The sequence below is a fragment of the Spiroplasma endosymbiont of Nomada ruficornis genome, assembly GCF_964030795.1.
Taxonomy (GTDB): domain Bacteria; phylum Bacillota_I; class Bacilli_A; order Mycoplasmatales; family VBWQ01; genus Spiroplasma_E; species Spiroplasma_E ixodetis_A.
Genome location: NZ_OZ034962.1, coordinates 19,133 through 39,447 on the forward strand (window position 1 = coordinate 19,133; position 20,315 = coordinate 39,447).

Sequence of the window (20,315 nt, forward strand, 5' to 3'; positions counted from 1 at the left end):
CTATTAGCAGTTTTTAAGTTGTATAAGAATATTGGAGTTATAATGAGCAATCTTTTTGTTAATGTTTTAAGAGGAATCAAGAAAAGATTATTACAATATTTAGGTATTATAATACTATTAGTTATTGTAATTTCTACTCTTTCTGCGCTTTATAGTACAGCATCAAGAGCTGAATCAGGTTTTTATACAGTATTAAACAATAGTGGTAAATATGACTATCGTATTAATTTACAATTATTAAATAATTATAAAGATACTGCTACTGCAACATCAAGAATCCAAACAATTATCAAAAAACAATTTAAAGATCATCCACAAGAACGAGAAATTGATGAACAGATAGATGAAATTAAAGAAAATAATCTTAGAAATAATAGTTTTCCTACTCTTCCTTCGGGAATAGATATTAATAAAGATTTTGAAAATTATTTGTTAAACTGGGGATTAAGTTATCAAGGAATATTATTTAATGATATTTTAGAAAACGAAGTTAAAGATGATGAAATTTATAATTTGCAACATTATGAATTTGCTAAATCATTTTTTAAAACTTTTGATTATGAAAACGTTATTTCTCTTAAAAAAATTTATTATTCATTAGAAAATGGATTTTATACTTCAGAAAAAAGTGAATCTTTTGATTTTACTCCAAAAAGAAATAATATTAATGAAGTTTATATTTCCGAAGGTATTAAACCTATTAATCCATTAGAAATAGTGATCAATCCTGAATTTGCACGTATTAATAATATTAAATTAAATGATTATATAACAGTTATTGATAAAGTTGAAAAGTTAAAGGTTGTTGGTTTTGGCTATGCTTATTGGGGAATTACTGGTAGTCGTACTGCAACAAATCCTAATCCGACATCTGAAAATACAAGTCCTGTTTATATGTCAAATCAATGGTTTAATAATTTAATAAAAGATTCTACATTTATAACTAATTTAAATAATATATTTTTATTAAAAGTTAACAATAACGATAGTTATTTTGTTAGTAAGTTAGAAGAACTTTTAATTAAAACTTTTAGTTTTAGTTTTGGTTCAATTATTAGCAGTGATAGTGAAGATATTCGTTCAGGACAAATTTTAGAGAGTTTTAAAATGGAAAATATAATGTTTACGGCAATTACTCTTGTAGTATTATTAGTTATTATTTTTATCATTATGTCATATGTTAGAAAAGAAATTGATTTACAAAAACCACAGATAGGATTATTAAAAGCTCTTGGTTATAGTAATTTTCAAATTGCTATTAGTTTTGTAATTTTAATATTTTTGATAACATTCATTTCTAGTATTATTGGTTTAGGTATTGGTCTAGGATTACAAATATGATTTAATTCGTTAAATAACATTGGGTTTTTTATGCCATTACCAATACTATTTTTTAGTTGGATAGTATTTATTGTAAGTTTAATAATTATTCCTATTATTTTTATAGTAATTAGTTATATGCAATCGGAAACAAAATTACGCGTTAGTCCATTATTATTAATTTATGATAGACCAAGTAATTCAAGTTCTAAACTAATTTCAGTTTTAAAATACCCCTTTCGTTATTGACCATTTAAACAACGTTTAGCAATTGCTTTCACTCTAAAATCGGTTGGAAAACTATTTTTAGTATTTTTTACTTTTATTTTTGTTAGTTTTTTATTACTATTTCAAAGTTCAGCTACTGATTTATTTGATAATAAAATAAACAATTTATATGGATATTACAATAAAGATGTTAAATGAAATACATCAACTTCATCAATGTATACATATACTAATGATTCTAATTTAAGTATTGATAAGCAGGTTTTTGATTGAGTTTCAGAAAAAGATATTGCGAAAGATAAAGAAACCGGTACTAATAAATATCATCAATGAGTAGCTGATGATTTTCATATTGATAATGATAGTAAAGCTAAAAAAATTGAAAGTATTATTATTAATAATAATTTTAAAGATTATTTTATGAATAGCGAAGAAATTAATATCCTTTATCAAAAAACTAAGACTAAATCTGATTGTGAAGATTTTATTAATCCAAAAAAGATACTACCTGAACCATTAATGGAAATTATTTGTCAAAATATTCATCAAATATTTAATTATATTTCAACAAATACAGGTATTAATCCAGAAATAAACTCGTTGCCTGGTATTAGTTTAGGTTTAAATATTTATAATAATAAGTATTATCCAACTATTGAAATAAATTTAAGACCTCCTAATGAATGAAAAGGACATAATCAAGGCCGCATGCTCGCAAAAAAAATTAAAGCAACAGGACTTTATAATGATCCATATCAAGATTTAGTTTGAAAAAATTGATTTAACTTTAAAGAAGCAAAAAATCGTGATATTGATCCTATTTTTAATAATTCTCATAATTTACAAGCACAAAAAGTTACTTATACTGATAATCAAGGACAAAATATAACAACTACAGCTTATATTTTACCGGCAGTTATTTCAAAAACATTATCAATTTTAAATGATTATAAAATTGATGATCACTTTTTAATGTTAGCAAGTTGATATAATTATACAATTCCAGTAATTTATCAAGTTAAAGGAATTATTGAAAATAATTTAGACAATTCGAATGTTTATATTAATCTTGATGATTTACGAACATCTATTGGATTAATAAAACCTTCCCCGTCAGAAGATCCAAAACCAATATCCGATTCTTTTAATCATTGATTATCTAAAGAGAGCAATATTTTTCCATTAAATTATATAAATATTTTGCAACCATCTGCAGAATATACTAAAGAACAAATATTAGCAAAAAATTTAGAACCTATTAATAAAATACCTTTTATTAATGATTTAGTTAAAAGATTATTAGTTGAAATATTTGATGGAATTAGAACAATTATAAATATTACAAAAATTTTAACATTATTTGCTGTAGCTTTTGTATTGGTAATTATTGTTAATATGATTTTAGATAATAATTTATTAATTATTGCAATGATGAAATCTTTGGGTTATCGTGTAAATGAAATTAACAGATTGATTATTGGCTCCTATATTATTTCTTTATTGGTTGCTTTTATTTTAGGTACTATTATTTCTTATGTTGTGTGAAATATTATTACTTTAATTATTGCAACTAAAGCAGGCGTTGTTTTTAATGTGGCTGCTAATCTAGTTACAATTTTATCTTGTTTTGGAATGGTATTTTTAATAATGGTTATTGGCTATGCTGTTGGGTTATATTTAATTAAATACAAACCAGTAACAGCTTTATTACAAGGAAGTTAAAATATTTTTTAAGCATTTCTATATAAACAAGATAAAGCAATTGATAAAATGAGTGTGTTATTTATAAAAGCATGGAATTAAAAAGGAGAAATGATTATGAAAAAAGATAATAAGGAAATTAAAAAAGATGATAAAGACATTGGAAGTAAACAAGTAACTAAAAATAAGCTAGAATCTAGTTTTACAAAGAAGTCAGTATCTAAAACCGAAGGTACAATACCACCAGTAACTCATAAATCTCATGATAAACCAGAATCAAAGGAAGAAATAGAAGCTAATAAAGCTAAATTACAAGCTTTTAAAGATAATAAAAAAGCAATTAAAAAATTAACAAAAACTCATTCAAAAGAAATTTTAGCAGGTAAAATTATATCAATGACTAATAATACTCCTGATACTCAAACTAATGTTATTGAATTATTTGATGTTAAAAAATCTTACTTAACTGGAGACTTAGAATATGAAGTATTAAAAGGAGTTAATTTAAAAATTAAATTAGGTGATTTTGTTGTTATCTTAGGACCATCGGGAAGTGGTAAGACAACATTATTAAATATTATTTCGGGATTGGATAAACCCAATACTGGTGATGTTTTTGTGGCCGGATACAATTTATCTTTATTAAAAGATAGTCATTTAACTAAATTTAGACGAGATAATGTTGGTTTTATTTTTCAACAATACAATTTATTAACTAACTTAACTGCTCGTGAAAATGCTGAAGTTGGTGAAAATCTTGCTAAAAATAAAAATAAAAATATGAGTATTGATGATATTTTTCAAGTTATTGAAATGGATGAACATATGAATAATTTTCCAAGTCAATTATCAGGTGGAAAACAACAAAGAGTATCGATTGGTAGAGCACTAGCAAAAAATCCGACAATTTTATTTTGTGATGAGCCAACAGGAGCACTTGATGAGGAAATGGGGCGTAAGGTGTTAGAAATTTTATTGGATGTTAATCGAGAATATAAAACATCAATTATTATGGTTACTCATAATCCTAACTTCCAATATGTTGCAAATACTGTTATTAACGTTAAAAATGGTAAAATTATTAGTGTAAAGAATAATGAAAAACCAATGAAACCAAGTGAAATAAATTGAAGTTAATATTATTAATTAAATAAACTAACAAATTGTTAATAGAAAAAATATCATAACAAAGGAGTAAAAATATGATATTTTTTGAAACCCCTAGATTAAAAATTAGACAGTGAAAAGATAGTGATTTAGATGAACTTGTTTTATTAAATTCTGATAAAGATGTCATGAAATATTTTTCTAGTACATTATCAAAAGATGATACAGAAAAATATTTTTTGAAAATTAAAAATAATTTAAATAATAATGGATTTGGTTTTTATGCTGTTGAATTTAAAAAAGACAATAAATTTATTGGTTTTATTGGCTTTAGCGAAGTTGATTTTATTGTTGATTTTAGACCATGTATTGAAATTGGTTGGCGTTTTAAAAAAAGTGTTTGAGGTCAAGGAATAGCAACAGAAACAGCTAAAGAATGTTTAAAATATGCAAAAAACAATTTAAAATTAACTGAAATTTATAGTTTTACTAGTATATTAAATATTAAATCAGAAAATGTAATGAAACGAATAGGTATGAAAAAAATAAAAGAATTTTATCATCCAAAAATAAATAAAAGTGATATTTTAGCAAAACATGTTTTATACAAAATTAATATTTAGAAAGTAAAAAATGTTTAATAAATTATCTCTAATTTTTATAGATATCTATTAGTAGAAATATTTAAATTAAACTTTAATCCTTATTATAAATATAAGGGTTTTATTATAAAATTTAAAATTAATTGTTGACAGTAGAATTTGGTATTGAAAATTGATATCATTATGTATAAACCTAAACAATCTTATTTAATTTAATTTTTTTATTTTAAATACTTATTTTAAATACAAAGGATGAAAACAATGAAAGAAACTAAACTTGAAATTAATGGACGTATTTTGACAGAGCAAGAAGCATTAAGATATCAAAAAATACAAGATTTATATAAGCAAAATTATGATATTTATGGGCGTAATTGAGAAAGAAATTATAATTGTGAAACTTTAAATAGCGAATTTAGAAATAAAAATAAAGAAGAGTTAGCAAAATTTGTTGCTAATTTACCTAATGATCAAATTAAAATGGCAGGTAGATTAATGACAAAAAGAGAAATGGGAAAGGGCTCAATCTTTGCTCATTTGCAAGATCAAACAGGTAAATTTCAAATTTATTTAAAACCAGAATATGTTAATCAAAAAAAATTTGAATGATTTGCAGAATATGCAGATTTAGGCGATTTTTTTGGTATTAAAGGTAAGGGTATGAAAACCAATAAAGGAGAACTAACAGTTCAAGTCTATGATATTGTAATGTTATCAAAAGCACTTAGACCTTTACCAGATAAATTTCATGGTTTAACAGATATTGAAGAACGTTATCGACGAAGATATGTAGATTTAATTATGAATCAAGAAACTAAAAAAACATTTTTACAACGTACACAAATTATTAATGAATTAAGAAGTTTTTTAAATAATAAAGGTTATTTAGAAGTTGAAACACCTATTTTACAAGAAGTATATGGTGGTGCTGCCGCTAAACCTTTTATTACTCATCATAATACATTAAAAACCGATTTATATTTACGAATTGCTACTGAATTACATTTAAAAAGATTAATAGTTGGTGGTTTTGAAAAAGTTTATGAAATTGGTAGATTATTTCGTAATGAAGGTATGAGTAAAAAACATAATCCAGAATTTACAACTATTGAAATTTATGTTGCCTATCAAGATATGAAATATATGATGGATTTAACAGAGTCTTGTATAAAACATTTAATTAATATAGTGCATAATAAATTAACATTAGAATATGATGAAAATATATTAAATTTTGAAAAATCATGAAAAAAAATTAGTATGATTGATTCAATTAAAAAAGCTATGATCAAAGATGAAGAGTTTACTAAAATTTTCCAAGAAATTAGTGATATGATTTTAAAATATCATAATATTGAAGATGATAATATTAGAAATATTGAAAAAAATAAAACATTTAAACTTATATTAAAACTTGCAAAAAATTATAAACTTCATATTCCAGATCATTATAATAGTACTGGTCATATTATTAATTTATTTTTTGAATCTTTTGTTGAAGAAACTTTAATTCAACCTACTTTTATTTTTGATTATCCAATTGAAATTTCACCACTTGCTAAATTAAATAAAAATAGTAAAGAGTTTACTGATCGTTTTGAATTATTTATTGCTGGTAGAGAATATGCAAATGCTTATTCGGAACTAAATGATTCTTTGCAACAATATAATCGTTTTGAAGAGCAAGTAAAAGAAAAAAATAGTGGTAATGATGAAGCAACAACTATGGATTTAGACTTTGTTGAAGCATTGGAGTATGGTATGCCACCAACAGGTGGATTGGGCATTGGTATTGATCGGTTGGTTATGTTAATAACTGGTCAAAATAGTATTAAAGATGTATTATTATTTCCACATATGAAACCCAGAACTGAAAAATAATTTTTGTGATAAATTTTTATTATATAAACATATAATAGTAATTTATCTTTTTTTAAAAAAAAGATAAATTAATTAGTTATAATCAAGATAGTTCTTTAGAATAAGGAGCGTTTTATTGTTATTAACACAAAAGATTGAAAAATATAAGTTTTCAAACCCATTGTTTTATTTAAAAACAATTGATTTTTTATTTTATAAATAAAATTTAGGAGAATAAGATTTATGCCCTGATTTAATGAATTAATAAAAAAATTTAGAAATTATCCTTTAACTGATGAAAATTTAGACGAAGTTGTTGAAACTTTTAAGAATTTTTTTAAAGAATACAATGAAAAAGATAATTTTTTTTCTAATTCAGAAGATACTGATTTTGACAACCCAAGTACATCAGCACCATTAACTCAATTAAAAGAAAATAAAAAAACTGATTTAGATAAATTAATTAAAGAATTAAGAAATGATTTAAAATATAATTTCTTTTCTTATTTTTGAGAAAAAAAAGAAAATTTAAAATTAATTAGACAATTAGATTATTTTTTAATAGAACTTGATAGTAAAATTAAAGAACAAAATGAAAAATTATTATCCTTGGAGAAAAATAAAACATTAATTGAACAAAATAAAATTAATAAAGTTAGCCAAAATAGTACTGAGTTTACTGAAATCACAGATTATTTTAATCTTTTTAATTTTTTAAGTGAAACAATAAGTAATGATATTATTTTTTTAAAAACAATAAATTTAAACATTTTTGAAAATAAAAAAGAGTTTTTAAAAAAAACACGAGAATTAAAAATAAAAATTAATAAAGAAATTCGTAGGCTATATCAAAAAAATGAGGAATTAGAAAATAAAAAAGAGAAAATTTTTGAAAACCTTTTTAAAGAAGAAGTTATGACTCAATTAATTTTATCTTTTTGAGCATTTAGAATGAAAAGTGGAGATGAATATAAATTAATTTTAAATGAAGATAAAGATTTAAAAAGTAAATTTGATAAAAATTTTGTATTTTTCTTTGAATTAATAGATGACATATTTAACCGATATATTAAAAAAATTATTAAAAATGAAGAAAGAATATACAATGATATATTTGAAAAATATAATGATCGAGAAAAAGAATTAATAAGTGAACAAGAAGAAATTATTAAAACTAAAGATAAAGTGAAAGAAAGTATAGAATTATTTAAAAATGAATTAGAAGAAAAAAGAAAACAAATTAGAATACATGAGAAAGAGATAGCAGAAAAAAGAAAACAAATTGAAAATTTAGAAAAACGAAAGAAAAATATAAAAATTAAAAAAATTACTTACTTGCAAGATTTAGAAGAAAATAAAAATAATATTGAAAATCAAATATTTATTCCAAATATTTCAGATGATAAAAAAGGAAAAAAACAATATTTAAAAGAAATAGATGTAGTGATTAAAAAAAAGAATAGTGATATTAAGAAAAAGAATGATTATATTGCGGAGTTACAATATAATATTACAAGACATGATACCGAGTTAAGTATTAATGATAAAAAAATAAAAAAAATTGAGGATAAAATTAATAAAATTGAGGATTTTTTTAAGCAAAATAAACATACGATGATGTTTGAACTTAAAAAAATAAAAGAAAAATGAATTAAAAATATTAGTAAAGATCAAAAAATATTTATTAATTGCTTAAAAGAAGTTAATAAATTAGAAAATATGGAATTTATTAAGATTATTGAAAATTATTGAGAACAAAATGCTGATAGTATTAAAAAATTTAATGAAAATTTTAACATTCAAAATAATTTAGAAAACATAAGAGAAGAAAATGAAATAATAGAAAATGAATTTAAAAATGATTTCACAACTTTAGAAATTAATTTTAAATGAAAAGAAAAAGAAATAATAGAAAATGCAATTAGAGAAAAAAAGGAAAAAATTCAGGAGTATTTAAGAACAATTAATCAATCAAAATTAGTAAGTATTGAAATCCAAACCGAAATAAATGAAGAAAATGAGAAGCCTAGTTGACAAGATCAAAAAATTGAGGAACAAAATAAAACCATTGAAAAACTAGAATTTCAAATAAATGATTTAGAAAAAAAATTAATTTCAATAAAGGAATTACATGAAGATGAAGTAAAAGATTTATCTACAACATCGGAAAATATTAGAGATTTTTTTGCAATGGAAATTAAAAAAACTACTGAAAATTGTGATAATTGAAAAAATAGTTTAAATAAAAAAAATTCAAAAAAAGAAGAACAAAAAATTAAAAATAAATTAAATGAAGAAGAAATAAAATTAACATCTTTAAATGAAGTATGAAAATTAATAAGTACTGAAATTCCAGAGTTACAGCAACCTTTATCAGAAGAATCAAAAAATGCAAGCAAACAAAAATGAGAGAATATGGGCTTAATAGAATCTCAATTACCTTTGGAAACAAAAGCAGAAATATTAAATACAATTTAAACTAATAAGATTAAATTTATTATTGTATCAAGTTTAATTTATAGAAAGAGAAAAAAAGTACATTAGAAAAAAAAGAGTATTTATTAATAAGAAAAATGAAAAAATAATACAAGTCATTATGAATAATACTTATAAAAAGTTAAATTATTAGTTAGGAATGGTGTTAGTATAAATTATGTAATTAAAGATGGTTTCACTATTTTGATGTTAGCTATCAAAGATAATGATTTAGAGATAGTTAAGTATTTAATAGATAATAATGAAATCTTTATCAAGTAAATGAATATGGACATAATGCTTTAATATTAGTCGTTTGAAATAATCATTTGGAAGTCTTTAATTTTTTTTAATGCAAAAACTAACGATATTTTAGATGAAGAAATTTTAGAACAAAATGAAGATAAATTATCAACATATGAAAGTATATTAAAAGAAAATAAAGACAAATTACCAACATATGAAGAAGCAATGAAATTTCAACAAAAAATTAATAAATCTGATTTTTTAAAGATGAAATAGATTGGAAAAAGCAATTATCAATGATAAAAATTTAATTCCTTTTATGATAATAATAATTTTTATTAAAATATTAAAATAAACATTAATATTTTAATTTTAAAAAATGTATTTTTACCTATATGAATTTCCTTTTGCTTTTTATAAAAAAATAAGTTACAATTCTTAGTGAATATTTAATTATTATTTAGTTTAAGGAGAATAACAATCAAATGCGTAAATTAATCACTTTATTTTCAACACTTAGTTTACTTTCTTCTTCTGTGAGTACTATTGTGGCTTGTGGTACTGGAGATGGTTTAAAAATTCAAGCAAATTTTGAAAACGAGCCATCAAACAAAGAAGGTGATCCGTTAGTTGATTATGTTTATAATAAATACTATCAATATGATACTAAACTTTTATACAAACCACTTACTGCATTTATGCAACTAGCAGCAGACAAAATTAGAATTGATCGTAATGCATTAGAAGTTACAGATGCTGCTAGGGATTTTTATAATAGTGACCAATATAAATCAGGTAATTATGAGAGTATTAATTATAATGTTAATAATGATCCAGATAAAGTAATGAATGAACCATTTAGTTGTAAAGATGCAAATGGAAGTCTTTTAGTTTTTGGTTTAACTGATAATGATATATCTAAACAGCAATATTATGGTTATTGATATGTTACATATGAAACAGCAACAGAAGCAGAAAACCCTTCAAAAGTTGCTAAAACTAGTATTGTTTCACCAAAAATTACTGACTTTAAAGATGATAAAAATAAAACTTTTTTTAAAAAAGGTTGAATTCATTTATTCTTTATAATGGAAGATTCAAAAATGAACAAGACTTTTAAAATTGATTTTAATATTCAAATTGATGTAATTTTTAGTTTATGAGTTGATAAAAATAAAAAAGAAATAGTTGTTATTAATCCAAATACTATTGATAAAGCTTTGGGTGATGTTGATTTTCGTAACCCAGATAAAGTGGTTCATGAAAGAATAAATAACATGGCTTTTTCAGAATTATAATGATAAATATTAAAATTGTTTGTATTGGCCAGTTGTCACAAACATATTGAAAATCAGCCGCCAAAGATTATTTAGAACGAATTAAAAAGCGAACTAATATTGAAACAAAAAATATTATCGAATCTAAATTAAATTCAATTCCTAATAATATTAAAATTGAAACCAATAAAATCACCGAATACATATCAAAGAATAATGATTATCAATGATTTTTATTAGATTTATCAGGACAATTAATAAGTAGTGAACAATTATCACAGATGATTAATAAAAATCAAATTTATCAACAAGGTAAAATTGGTTTTATTATTGGCGGTAGTAATGGTGTAGCACAAATATTAAAAGACAATATTAATTTAATTAAAATTTCCTTTGGTAAAATAACATTACCTCATCAATTATGTTATGTTGTTTTATTAGAACAAATATATCGTTCATTACAAATACTTAATAATCAAAGTTATCATAAGTAGTAGGTGAAAAAAATGTATAATAAAACTTTATTTGTTGATTCCTCATGATTAGAATTTTTTCAACAAGAATATAAAGAAGCATATTTTACTAAATTATTAGAAGATATTAAAAAGGAATATCAAACTTATCTTTGCTATCCTCAATGAGAAGAAATATTTCAAGCTTTTAAAATAACTCCTTTATCAAAGGTTAAAGTAATAATATTAGGTCAAGATCCTTATCATCAGCCAAATCAAGCTCATGGCTTAGCATTTAGTGTTCAAACAAATACTCCATTACCACCAAGTTTAAAAAACATTTTTCAAGAACTAAAAAATGATTTAAATATTGAAAAAGATAATGATGGTAATTTAACAACTTGAGCTAAACAGGGAGTTTTGCTTTTAAATACAACTTTAACTGTCAGACAAAGTCAACCTAATAGTCATTTACAATATCAATGAGCAACTTTTACTGATCATGTTTTATCATTTTTAAATTTAAACTGTACTAATCTTGTTTTTATTTTATGAGGTAAAAATGCAAGAAATAAAAAAATGCTAATTGATACAGAAAAACATTTTATTATTGAGAGTGCACATCCTTCACCTTTAAGTGCTTATAATGGTTTTTTTAATTCAAGACCATTTAGCAAAACTAATAATTGATTGATTTCAAAAAATAAAACTCCCATTAAGTGATAAAAATAAAAAAATACTAATTTTATTATATGTATTTAAGCAAACAATGTTATGATATATTTGTTAAAATTAATATAGTTTTAAAGAATATTTCGGGAATGGTGGTTATTTAAATGCCCAATAATTTAATATTTAATCACATATTTTCTCAACGATATGATTTAAATACCTTAAATTTATTTAGTAGATCTACAGCTATTTATTTAATTATTACTTTAAGTAGCATAATGTTAGCATATATTTTAATGAATAGTTTTTGAAAATGATTTCGTAAAGATAAATATAAAGGTGTTCGTTTTACTACTAAAAATATTGCTTATATAACAATGTTATCTTCAGTATCAGTTGTGGCAACTATTATTGTTTCTATTACGATACCCATTACAGTATTACCACCAATTAGAATTGCTTTTGAGGGTTTAATGATTAAAATAACCGGTTATATGTTTGGTCCAATTATAGGTATTATTTGTGCTGCAGTAACAGATATTTTAGTAATGTTATTTGTTCCTTCATATATTAGCGTTTATTATATGTTTTGTATTATTTTTACTGGTTTTTTGGCAGGAATTGCTGGAATATTTAAAGTAAAACTAAAAGATTATCCATGAGTTATTTTTGCTTTAATTAATTTTTTTATTATTTTCTTTGCTGGTGGCGGCATGTATATTGTTATTTCAGGTAAGCAATCATCATATTCTATGTCAGGAATTATTGTTAATAAATATGTTCTGGCTAGTATTATGGGTGGTGGTGGCATTATTGGCCTATTAAGTATTTATAGTGTTTTATTTTATTATTTATTGAAAAAAGAAATTTATAGAATTAAAGAAATTTTACCAATTATTTTATTAGCGGTAGTAGCTGAGTATGTAACAACAGTGCTTATAGCCTCCTATGCTGATATGACTTTATTTGATCCTAATGCCAATGATTATGGAGTAACAGCAATTATGAGAATTGTGCAAGCACCTCTTAAAATTATAATTAATTCAATTATAATTTATGTGACTTGAAGAACCGTTAATCCTTTAATTAATATTGATAATAATAATTATTAAATAAAGGATTTTAAAAATATGAATGAAGAATTTTTTAAAAAAATATCTAAATATTCAAATAAAGATTGTTTAAAAAAATTAAAAATTATTAGTCCAAAATATTTAAACAATAATATTAAGTATATTCATGTAACTGGAACAAATGGTAAAGGTTCAGTATCACGTTTCATTTTTGCTATATTATCACAAACCTTAAAACAAAAAATTGGTTTGTTTACTTCTCCCCATATTGAGTTTGTTAATGAACGAATTATTGTTAATGATAGAATGATTAGTAATCAAGATTTAGTTCGCATTAGAGACTTGATTTTTGATGATATTGAATATTATCAATTAGGTTTTTTTGGTATTTTAACTTTAATTGCATTAATTTATTTTCAAGAACAAAATGTGCAATGAGCAATAATTGAAGTTGGGATTGGTGGAAAAATTGATCCTACAAATATCATTGATGCAACATATGCTATTATCACTTCAATTGGTAAAGATCATCAAGATAGACTTGGTAAAACTACATCTGAAATATTACATCAAAAATTAGGAATAGTAAAACCAACGACAAAAAATATTTTTATTTCAGGTAATTTAAATAATAAATTAAAAAAGCAAATTGATATGGAAGGTTATAAACCTATATATTCTCCAAGATTAATCAACCAACCATACTATCAAGAAAATAAAAAATTAGTTTTAACAGTAATTTCAAAAACATTTTTAGAAATTAATATTAAACAAGCTTTAAAAATCATTAATGATACTAATATTAGATTACGATTTGAGAAATATCAAATTAATGATAAAACTATTTATTTTGATGCTGCTCATAATATTGATGGTATTAAAGCATTAATTAAAACGCTAAAAATTAATAAAATTATTCCTCAACAAATTATATTTTCTTGTTTAAAAAATAAATATCCACAAAAATTAATTAGTTGTTTAAAAAAAGTCTCAGATAATATTATTATTTGTAGTAATAGTAATTTAAATAGTATTACTGGTGAATTTTTTGATTATCAAAAAATGATTGAATGTAGCCCTCATAAAATAATTTTAATTACGGGTTCTTGTTATTTTTTGGCAGATGTTCTTAATTATTTAAGAACAAAGAAAATAATTATGATAAAAAAGGGTGGTAATTAAATGAATGTGTTGTTATTGAATATAATTAGTGGACTGTTAATTTTAATTACTTTTTTATTGATCACAGTTTTTGATTATAAAGATAATAAAAAAAAGATAAAGCAAATAAAATTTATTTGCTTAAGTGGAATAATGTTAGCATTAGCTGTTTCTTTAAATACAACAGGTGCTTTAATGTTAAAAAGTTTACCATTTTCTAAATATTTTGAAATTAAATTGGGTAATTTTATATTAGTTTTAATAGGTTTCTTTTGTGGTGGAATATTAGGGTTTCTTAGTGGTATTGCCAGTGATTTTTTAGGTTTATTATTTAGTACTAGTGGTGCATCACCATGTTTATTTTTTACTTTTACTAGTATTTTATGATGTATATTACCTTACTATTTAGTATTAAATTTTAGTAAAATTTATTATAGTAAAAAGACATTTTATTGATATTTGCCAATTGCTTATGCTATTACTTCATTAATTATTACTGGTACTGATCCTATTGCATTAAAAATCTTATTTCCTGGATTACCACCTTTATGATTAATGTATTTTCCATTAAGAGTTATAAAATATCCTATTGATTTAACGGTTAATGTTTTTTTAATTATTACTTGTTATTCTGCATTAAAGAAAACTTTAAATTTAGAAAATCCATTTAAAAAATATTATTTCGCTACAGATCCGCAATCTTTACAATATAATAGAGTACCTGAAGAATAAATCAAAAAATAATTGCTGAATTATACTTGTAAGTGCAAGTAAATAAAATTGCAAAAAATTCTCATATAAAAATTTCATAATGCTAAATTTAGTTTAGAAAAAAGTAAGGAGTTTTTATATGAGTTATAAACATCTTGGCATAGATGAAAGGATTTATATTGAGAATCAATTTAAATTTAAATTTAAAATTAGTGAAATAGCTAAAAATCTTAATCGAAGTATTAGTACTATTATTCGAGAAATTAATAGAAATAAAGATAATAATCATTATTTTTCATTAATTGCACAAAATAAAGCTGAAAATCGAAAACAATCACATATTAGTTTTCATAAGTTTAAAAATAAGAATTTAGTAAAATATGTACAACAAAAATTACTATTAGGTTGATCACCTGAACAAATTTATGGCAGAATTAAAAATTTTCATAAAGAGTGAGTTATTAGTTTTAAAACAATTTATACTTGAATTTATTTTGGAATGCTTGATAAAGTTACTAGTAAAAATTTAAGAAGAAAAGGTAAAAAACGAAAATCTAAAGAAAATCGTGGCAAGTTTAATGGTAAATCAATTAAAGAACGAGATATAAATGTTAATGATCGTATAACACTTGGTCATTGAGAAGGAGATACTATAGTATCATCACGAGGTAAAAGCAAATCATGTTTAATAACTTTAGTTGAAAGAGTATCACGATTTACTTTAGCAATATTAGTTAAAAACAGAACTACTAAAGTTATTAATAAAAATGTCAGTTATTATTTATCAATTCTTCCTAAAAACATTGTTAAAACTATTACTTTTGATCGTGGCAAAGAATTTTCAAATTGACAACAACTTGAAAAAAATTTAGATGTAAAAATTTATTTTGCCAATCCATATTCACCTTGACAAAGAGGTACTAATGAAAATACTAATGGTTTAATTAGAGAAAAATTTCCTAAAAAATTTATTTTTTCAAAAACTAATAAAAATGAAGTTCATAAATTTATATTGTCTTTAAATCAAAGACCGAGAAAAATATTAAATTATCTTTCACCAATCGAATATTTGGATAGAAAAATAATTTAGTTGCACTTACCTTTACAATTTAGCATATGTATAATTTCTTTTTGTAATTTTTTCTTTCCTTTTTTTACAACTTGATTATATGCAAATTTTTCTAAATGTCTTAACAATCCACTACCAAATACTTAGGTTAAGTTTATTCTTAGCTTGATGTTTAGATAATTTATTAATAATAATGTCATTTATAATATTAAACTTATATTTTTCTTTCATAGTCATGCTTCTTTCCATATTTATCACCAAGTATATTTAACTTTACTTTTGGGAAATTTTTGCTCGATAACTAATAGGAAATTATCACTAAATAATGACACAATTAAAATTATTAATTGACTTTTAAAAAAATTAAATTACGGAATATGTCTTTTATATGAAAAGTGTTATAATTATAATAGATAAGAAGTTATTTCCTAATTTCAGATTAATATTTATATGTTCATAAAAACTATTTTTATCAATCTAAAATATCCTTTTAAATTTATGATGTACATAAAGAAGGTGTAATAAAATGAAAAAATTATTAAGTATGCTAGCAATAAGTACTTTAGTGAGGAACTGCTAGTGCAAATTTAGTTAATAATCATCTCATAAGTACTAATTTACAAAGTATTAATAAAGTTTTAAACAAAACAAAATTTACTGAAAAAAATAAAACATTGCAAAGATATGATAGTTTAAATTTAGTTGATACTCAAAATTTAAATAGTGCCATTAACATTACAATAAAAAATATAAATGATAAATGTAAAAAAGATATTAATTATACTGTTAATGAAAAAAATTATAATTATAAATATGAATTATTAAAGATTTTTAGTAATACAGATAATTTGTTAAAAACAAATAATCAATACGAACAATATTTAAATCAAAGTAATAATTGTCAAAAAAATAAACTAGGAATATCATTTCCAATGAATTATAATGGTGTATATTTTCCTTGATGAGGCTTTGGAGATTATTTTTACTGATATATGTCATCAAATACAGTTAAAAAAATCCAACAATATTTAGCATATGGACAAGCATCATTTGTGTTGGCTGTTAATTCTATATTATTAGCTAGTGGTATTGGAAGTCCGCTGATTCCATTAGTTGATGCATGTTTGCTTACATTTACTGCTAGCTGATATATGGATAATGTTTCTTCGTATGATAATGGTAAAGGAGTATATCTGGGAATATCAATATTACCTGCTCCAACAATCTTTGAAGTAGGTAGTCAAGATAAGTATATTTCAGAAGTAAATTCATTTGAAGTTGATTATAAATTTTTAGCAGCAGATTATATTACTACATGTATAGATGAACAAGGAGTTAATTTTTTACTAAATTATTATAATAAAAATAATAATGATAATTTTGCAGATAATGTTATTAATCCATATTTAAAACAATTAACACCAGTTGATCATACTGGAGCAGGTGGTTCTATTACTAATCAAGATTATACAGATTGATCTAATGATTTTGTTCAAAATGATCCATTTTGAACAAACAATGTATACCATTCTCACTTAAAAGATTTTGTTTTTTATCATCTAAATTTTAGATCTATTGATATAAGAACACAAAGAGGAGATACATATTCACATGATCCATCTCTTGGACCTTATCCTGATAAAGACATATATCGTGAATATTCAAATACATGAGAAATTTGAAAAAATTCTTAAATTAATTTCTACAATTTTTAAAATTTCTTCTTAATGCTAAATTGTAAAGGTAAGTGCAACTAAATTATTTTTCTATCCAAATATTCGATTGGTGAAAGATAATTTAGTATTTTTCTCGGTCTTTGATTTAAAGACAATATAAATTTATGAACTTCATTTTTATTAGTTTTTGAAAAAATAAATTTTTTAGGAAATTTTTCTCTAATTAAACCATTAGTATTTTCATTAGTACCTCTTTGTCAAGGTGAATATGGATTGGCAAAATAAATTTTTACATCTAAATTTTTTTCAAGTTGTTGTCAATTTGAAAATTCTTTACCACGATCAAATGTTATAGTTTTAACAATGTTTTTAGGAAGAATTGATAAATAATAACTGACATTTTTATTAATAACTTTAGTAGTTCTGTTTTTAACTAATATTGCTAAAGTAAATCGTGATACTCTTTCAACTAAAGTTATTAAACATGATTTGCTTTTACCTCGTGATGATACTATAGTATCTCCTTCTCAATGACCAAGTGTTATACGATCATTAACATTTATATCTCGTTCTTTAATTGATTTACCATTAAACTTGCCACGATTTTCTTTAGATTTTCGTTTTTTACCTTTTCTTCTTAAATTTTTACTAATAACTTTATCAAGCATTCCAAAATAAATTCAAGTATAAATTGTTTTAAAACTAATAACTCACTCTTTATGAAAATTTTTAATTCTGCCATAAATTTGTTCAGGTGATCAACCTAATAGTAATTTTTGTTGTACATATTTTACTAAATTCTTATTTTTAAACTTATGAAAACTAATATGTGATTGTTTTCGATTTTCAGCTTTATTTTGTGCAATTAATGAAAAATAATGATTATTATCTTTATTTCTATTAATTTCTCGAATAATAGTACTAATACTTCGATTAAGATTTTTAGCTATTTCACTAATTTTAAATTTAAATTTAAATTGATTCTCAATATAAATCCTTTCATCTATGCCAAGATGTTTATAACTCATATAAAAACTCCTTACTTTTTTCTAAACTAAATTTAGCATTATGAAATTTTTATATGAGAATTTTTTGCAATTTTATTTACTTGCACTTACAAGTATAATTCAGCTTAAAAAAACATTATTTTTTATTTATTATTTTATTTTTTCTTGTACAATTATTTTAGAAATGATGAATTTTAAAGAAAGATTAAAAATTTAACTTTGTTTTTAAAATAAAAATATTTTAAAATTGACACTTATTTTAAATAATAATATAATTAAAAATGGTTAAATTTTCTAGGTGAATTTAATGAACGAAAAAATAATTTTAATTTGTACTGTATGTTTAAATCGTAATTATCATACATACAAAAATAAGATTAAATATAAAGAGCGTATGGAACTAAAAAAATATTGTGAACATTGTCAAAAACATACTTTACATAAGGAATCACGTTAGGAGAAATTTTCATGAGTGCAGAAGACAAATCAAAAGAAAAACCAAAAGTTAATCCTGAAAAATTGGCTCTTTTAAAAAGTAAATTTAATATTTTACGTAAAATTAAACCTTTAAGAACAAAAAGAACTTCTGAAGGAAAACCAAGTTTTGATCCACGAACAGCCGATAAAAATAAAAAGGTTAATATTAGCGAAATTTGAGAAAAAGAACGTAAAAATCGTACGCCTGAAGAACGTTTTTATTATAAAAAAGAAGCGAGAACTTATCATAAATATTTTTTCTTATACTTATCAAGAGAAATTAGAAGAACTCGTTGAACACCAAGAAAACAATTAAATAATAAATTTATTACAACAGTATTATTTATTGCTGTCTTAGCACTATTCTTTTATGGAATTGAGCAGTTATTACTATTTGTATTACCTTTATTAAAAATAATGTAAAAAATGGAGATGCCAAAAAATGAGCGAAAGAATAAAAAAAGAAACCCCTTTAGTGAAAACTACATCATTAGAAGAAACACATAAACATCGAATTGAGCAAGCACAATGATATATTGTTAATTGTAACAAAGGTCATGAAGATAAAGTTGCTGCTGATTTGAAAAATAAAATTGAAAAAAAATTAAATTTAAAAGATAATATTTTTCAAGTTAGAGTTGTTAAAGAAGCAATACCAGATAAAGATAAAAAAATAACTGAAAAAAATATTTTTCCGGGTTATATTTTTGTTCATATGATTTTAACCGAAGATACTTGATATGATATTCGTAATACAACAGGAATTAATGGTTTTATTGGTTCTAGTGGTAAAGGTGTACCACCAACTCCACTTTCTACTAAAGAAGTTAATGAAATGTTATATCGTAATTCTAAAAATTCATCACAACCTAAAGTTAAAGAGACAAAAAAAATTATTCGTGATTTTGAGTTAAATGATTTTGTTCATATTACTTCTGGTGCTTTACAAAGCCTAGAAGGACAAGTTATTAAATTAGATGAAGATAAGGGTGTTGCAACAGTTTCTGTTGATATGTTTGGTCGTCAAACCGAAATTAAAGTAGAATATGATAGTTGTAAAAAAATTAAAGTTTAGTTTAAACTATTTAATTTTTATGTAAAATAAAATTAAAATATATTTGACTACTAATTATAATGATGTTATTATTTGTAAAGTACTATTTATATATATAAATAGACTTTAATTATGTTTAAACTTGTG

The 20,315-nt window shown here is 22.6% G+C and carries 18 protein-coding genes; 17 read left to right on the top strand and 1 reads right to left on the bottom strand.

Features of this window, described 5'->3' with window-relative positions:
- Positions 1–42: 42 nt before the first annotated feature.
- The 14 genes from AAHM79_RS00095 (at position 43) to AAHM79_RS00155 (ending at position 17,648) form a co-directional block, all read left to right on the top strand.
- Positions 43–3,270: an ABC transporter permease gene (locus AAHM79_RS00095; protein WP_342257763.1), complete on the top strand. Its 3,228-nt coding sequence runs from the start codon at positions 43–45 to the stop codon at positions 3,268–3,270.
- A 96-nt stretch (positions 3,271–3,366) separates the two neighbouring features.
- Positions 3,367–4,386 (top strand): ABC transporter ATP-binding protein, encoded by a 1,020-nt coding sequence (locus AAHM79_RS00100; protein ID WP_342257764.1) that lies wholly within the window; start codon positions 3,367–3,369, stop codon positions 4,384–4,386.
- Positions 4,387–4,451: 65 nt separating this feature from the next.
- Entirely contained in the window at positions 4,452–4,979 is a 528-nt protein-coding gene (locus AAHM79_RS00105; RefSeq protein WP_342257765.1) for a GNAT family N-acetyltransferase, read from the top strand.
- 240 nt (positions 4,980–5,219) lie between these two features.
- Positions 5,220–6,839, top strand: coding sequence for a lysine--tRNA ligase (locus tag AAHM79_RS00110; RefSeq protein WP_342257766.1), 1,620 nt, complete (start codon positions 5,220–5,222; stop codon positions 6,837–6,839).
- 222 nt (positions 6,840–7,061) lie between these two features.
- Complete coding sequence (locus tag AAHM79_RS00115; RefSeq protein ID WP_342257767.1) at positions 7,062–9,296, top strand: hypothetical protein; 2,235 nt, start codon at positions 7,062–7,064, stop codon at positions 9,294–9,296.
- Positions 9,297–9,443: 147 nt separating this feature from the next.
- A complete protein-coding gene (locus AAHM79_RS09580; RefSeq protein ID WP_425289545.1) occupies positions 9,444–9,575 on the top strand; it encodes an ankyrin repeat domain-containing protein in 132 nt (43 codons plus the stop codon).
- Between the two features lie 449 nt (positions 9,576–10,024).
- Positions 10,025–10,837, top strand: a complete 813-nt coding sequence (locus AAHM79_RS00120; protein ID WP_342257768.1) for a hypothetical protein — start codon at positions 10,025–10,027, stop codon at positions 10,835–10,837.
- Positions 10,837–11,310 carry a 23S rRNA (pseudouridine(1915)-N(3))-methyltransferase RlmH gene (locus tag AAHM79_RS00125; protein WP_252320439.1) on the top strand — a complete coding sequence of 158 codons (474 nt, stop codon included), beginning with the start codon at positions 10,837–10,839 and terminating at the stop codon, positions 11,308–11,310. The genes AAHM79_RS00120 and AAHM79_RS00125 overlap by 1 nt, the downstream gene beginning before the upstream one ends.
- Before the next feature lie 12 nt (positions 11,311–11,322).
- A complete protein-coding gene (locus AAHM79_RS00130) occupies positions 11,323–11,994 on the top strand; it encodes a uracil-DNA glycosylase (protein ID WP_342257769.1) in 672 nt (223 codons plus the stop codon).
- Positions 11,995–12,218: 224 nt separating this feature from the next.
- Positions 12,219–13,052 (top strand): hypothetical protein, encoded by an 834-nt coding sequence (locus AAHM79_RS00135; protein WP_342257770.1) that lies wholly within the window; start codon positions 12,219–12,221, stop codon positions 13,050–13,052.
- Between the two features lie 18 nt (positions 13,053–13,070).
- Positions 13,071–14,195 carry a bifunctional folylpolyglutamate synthase/dihydrofolate synthase gene (locus tag AAHM79_RS00140; RefSeq protein WP_342257771.1) on the top strand — a complete coding sequence of 375 codons (1,125 nt, stop codon included), beginning with the start codon at positions 13,071–13,073 and terminating at the stop codon, positions 14,193–14,195.
- 132 nt (positions 14,196–14,327) lie between these two features.
- Entirely contained in the window at positions 14,328–14,906 is a 579-nt protein-coding gene (locus AAHM79_RS00145; protein ID WP_342257772.1) for a hypothetical protein, read from the top strand.
- A gap of 118 nt (positions 14,907–15,024) precedes the next feature.
- Positions 15,025–15,975 carry an IS30 family transposase gene (locus AAHM79_RS00150; RefSeq protein ID WP_338980648.1) on the top strand — a complete coding sequence of 317 codons (951 nt, stop codon included), beginning with the start codon at positions 15,025–15,027 and terminating at the stop codon, positions 15,973–15,975.
- Positions 15,976–16,628: 653 nt separating this feature from the next.
- The gene (locus AAHM79_RS00155; RefSeq protein ID WP_342257773.1) at positions 16,629–17,648 is read left to right on the top strand and encodes a hypothetical protein; all 1,020 of its coding nucleotides are present in this window, start codon (positions 16,629–16,631) and stop codon (positions 17,646–17,648) included.
- Between the two features lie 59 nt (positions 17,649–17,707).
- Here AAHM79_RS00155 and AAHM79_RS00160 read toward each other — a convergent pair whose 3' ends face one another.
- Entirely contained in the window at positions 17,708–18,658 is a 951-nt protein-coding gene (locus AAHM79_RS00160; RefSeq protein WP_342257774.1) for an IS30 family transposase, read from the bottom strand.
- A 286-nt stretch (positions 18,659–18,944) separates the two neighbouring features.
- Here AAHM79_RS00160 and rpmG point away from each other — a divergent pair, with 286 nt between their 5' ends.
- From rpmG to nusG, 3 genes are read left to right on the top strand one after another with little or no spacing between them, the layout of a single operon-like run.
- A complete protein-coding gene (gene rpmG / locus AAHM79_RS00165) occupies positions 18,945–19,094 on the top strand; it encodes a 50S ribosomal protein L33 (protein ID WP_174481441.1) in 150 nt (49 codons plus the stop codon).
- Positions 19,095–19,105: 11 nt separating this feature from the next.
- A complete protein-coding gene (secE, locus tag AAHM79_RS00170) occupies positions 19,106–19,537 on the top strand; it encodes a preprotein translocase subunit SecE (RefSeq protein ID WP_338958642.1) in 432 nt (143 codons plus the stop codon).
- A 19-nt stretch (positions 19,538–19,556) separates the two neighbouring features.
- Positions 19,557–20,189 carry a transcription termination/antitermination protein NusG gene (nusG, locus tag AAHM79_RS00175; protein ID WP_342257775.1) on the top strand — a complete coding sequence of 211 codons (633 nt, stop codon included), beginning with the start codon at positions 19,557–19,559 and terminating at the stop codon, positions 20,187–20,189.
- Positions 20,190–20,315 lie beyond the last annotated feature (126 nt).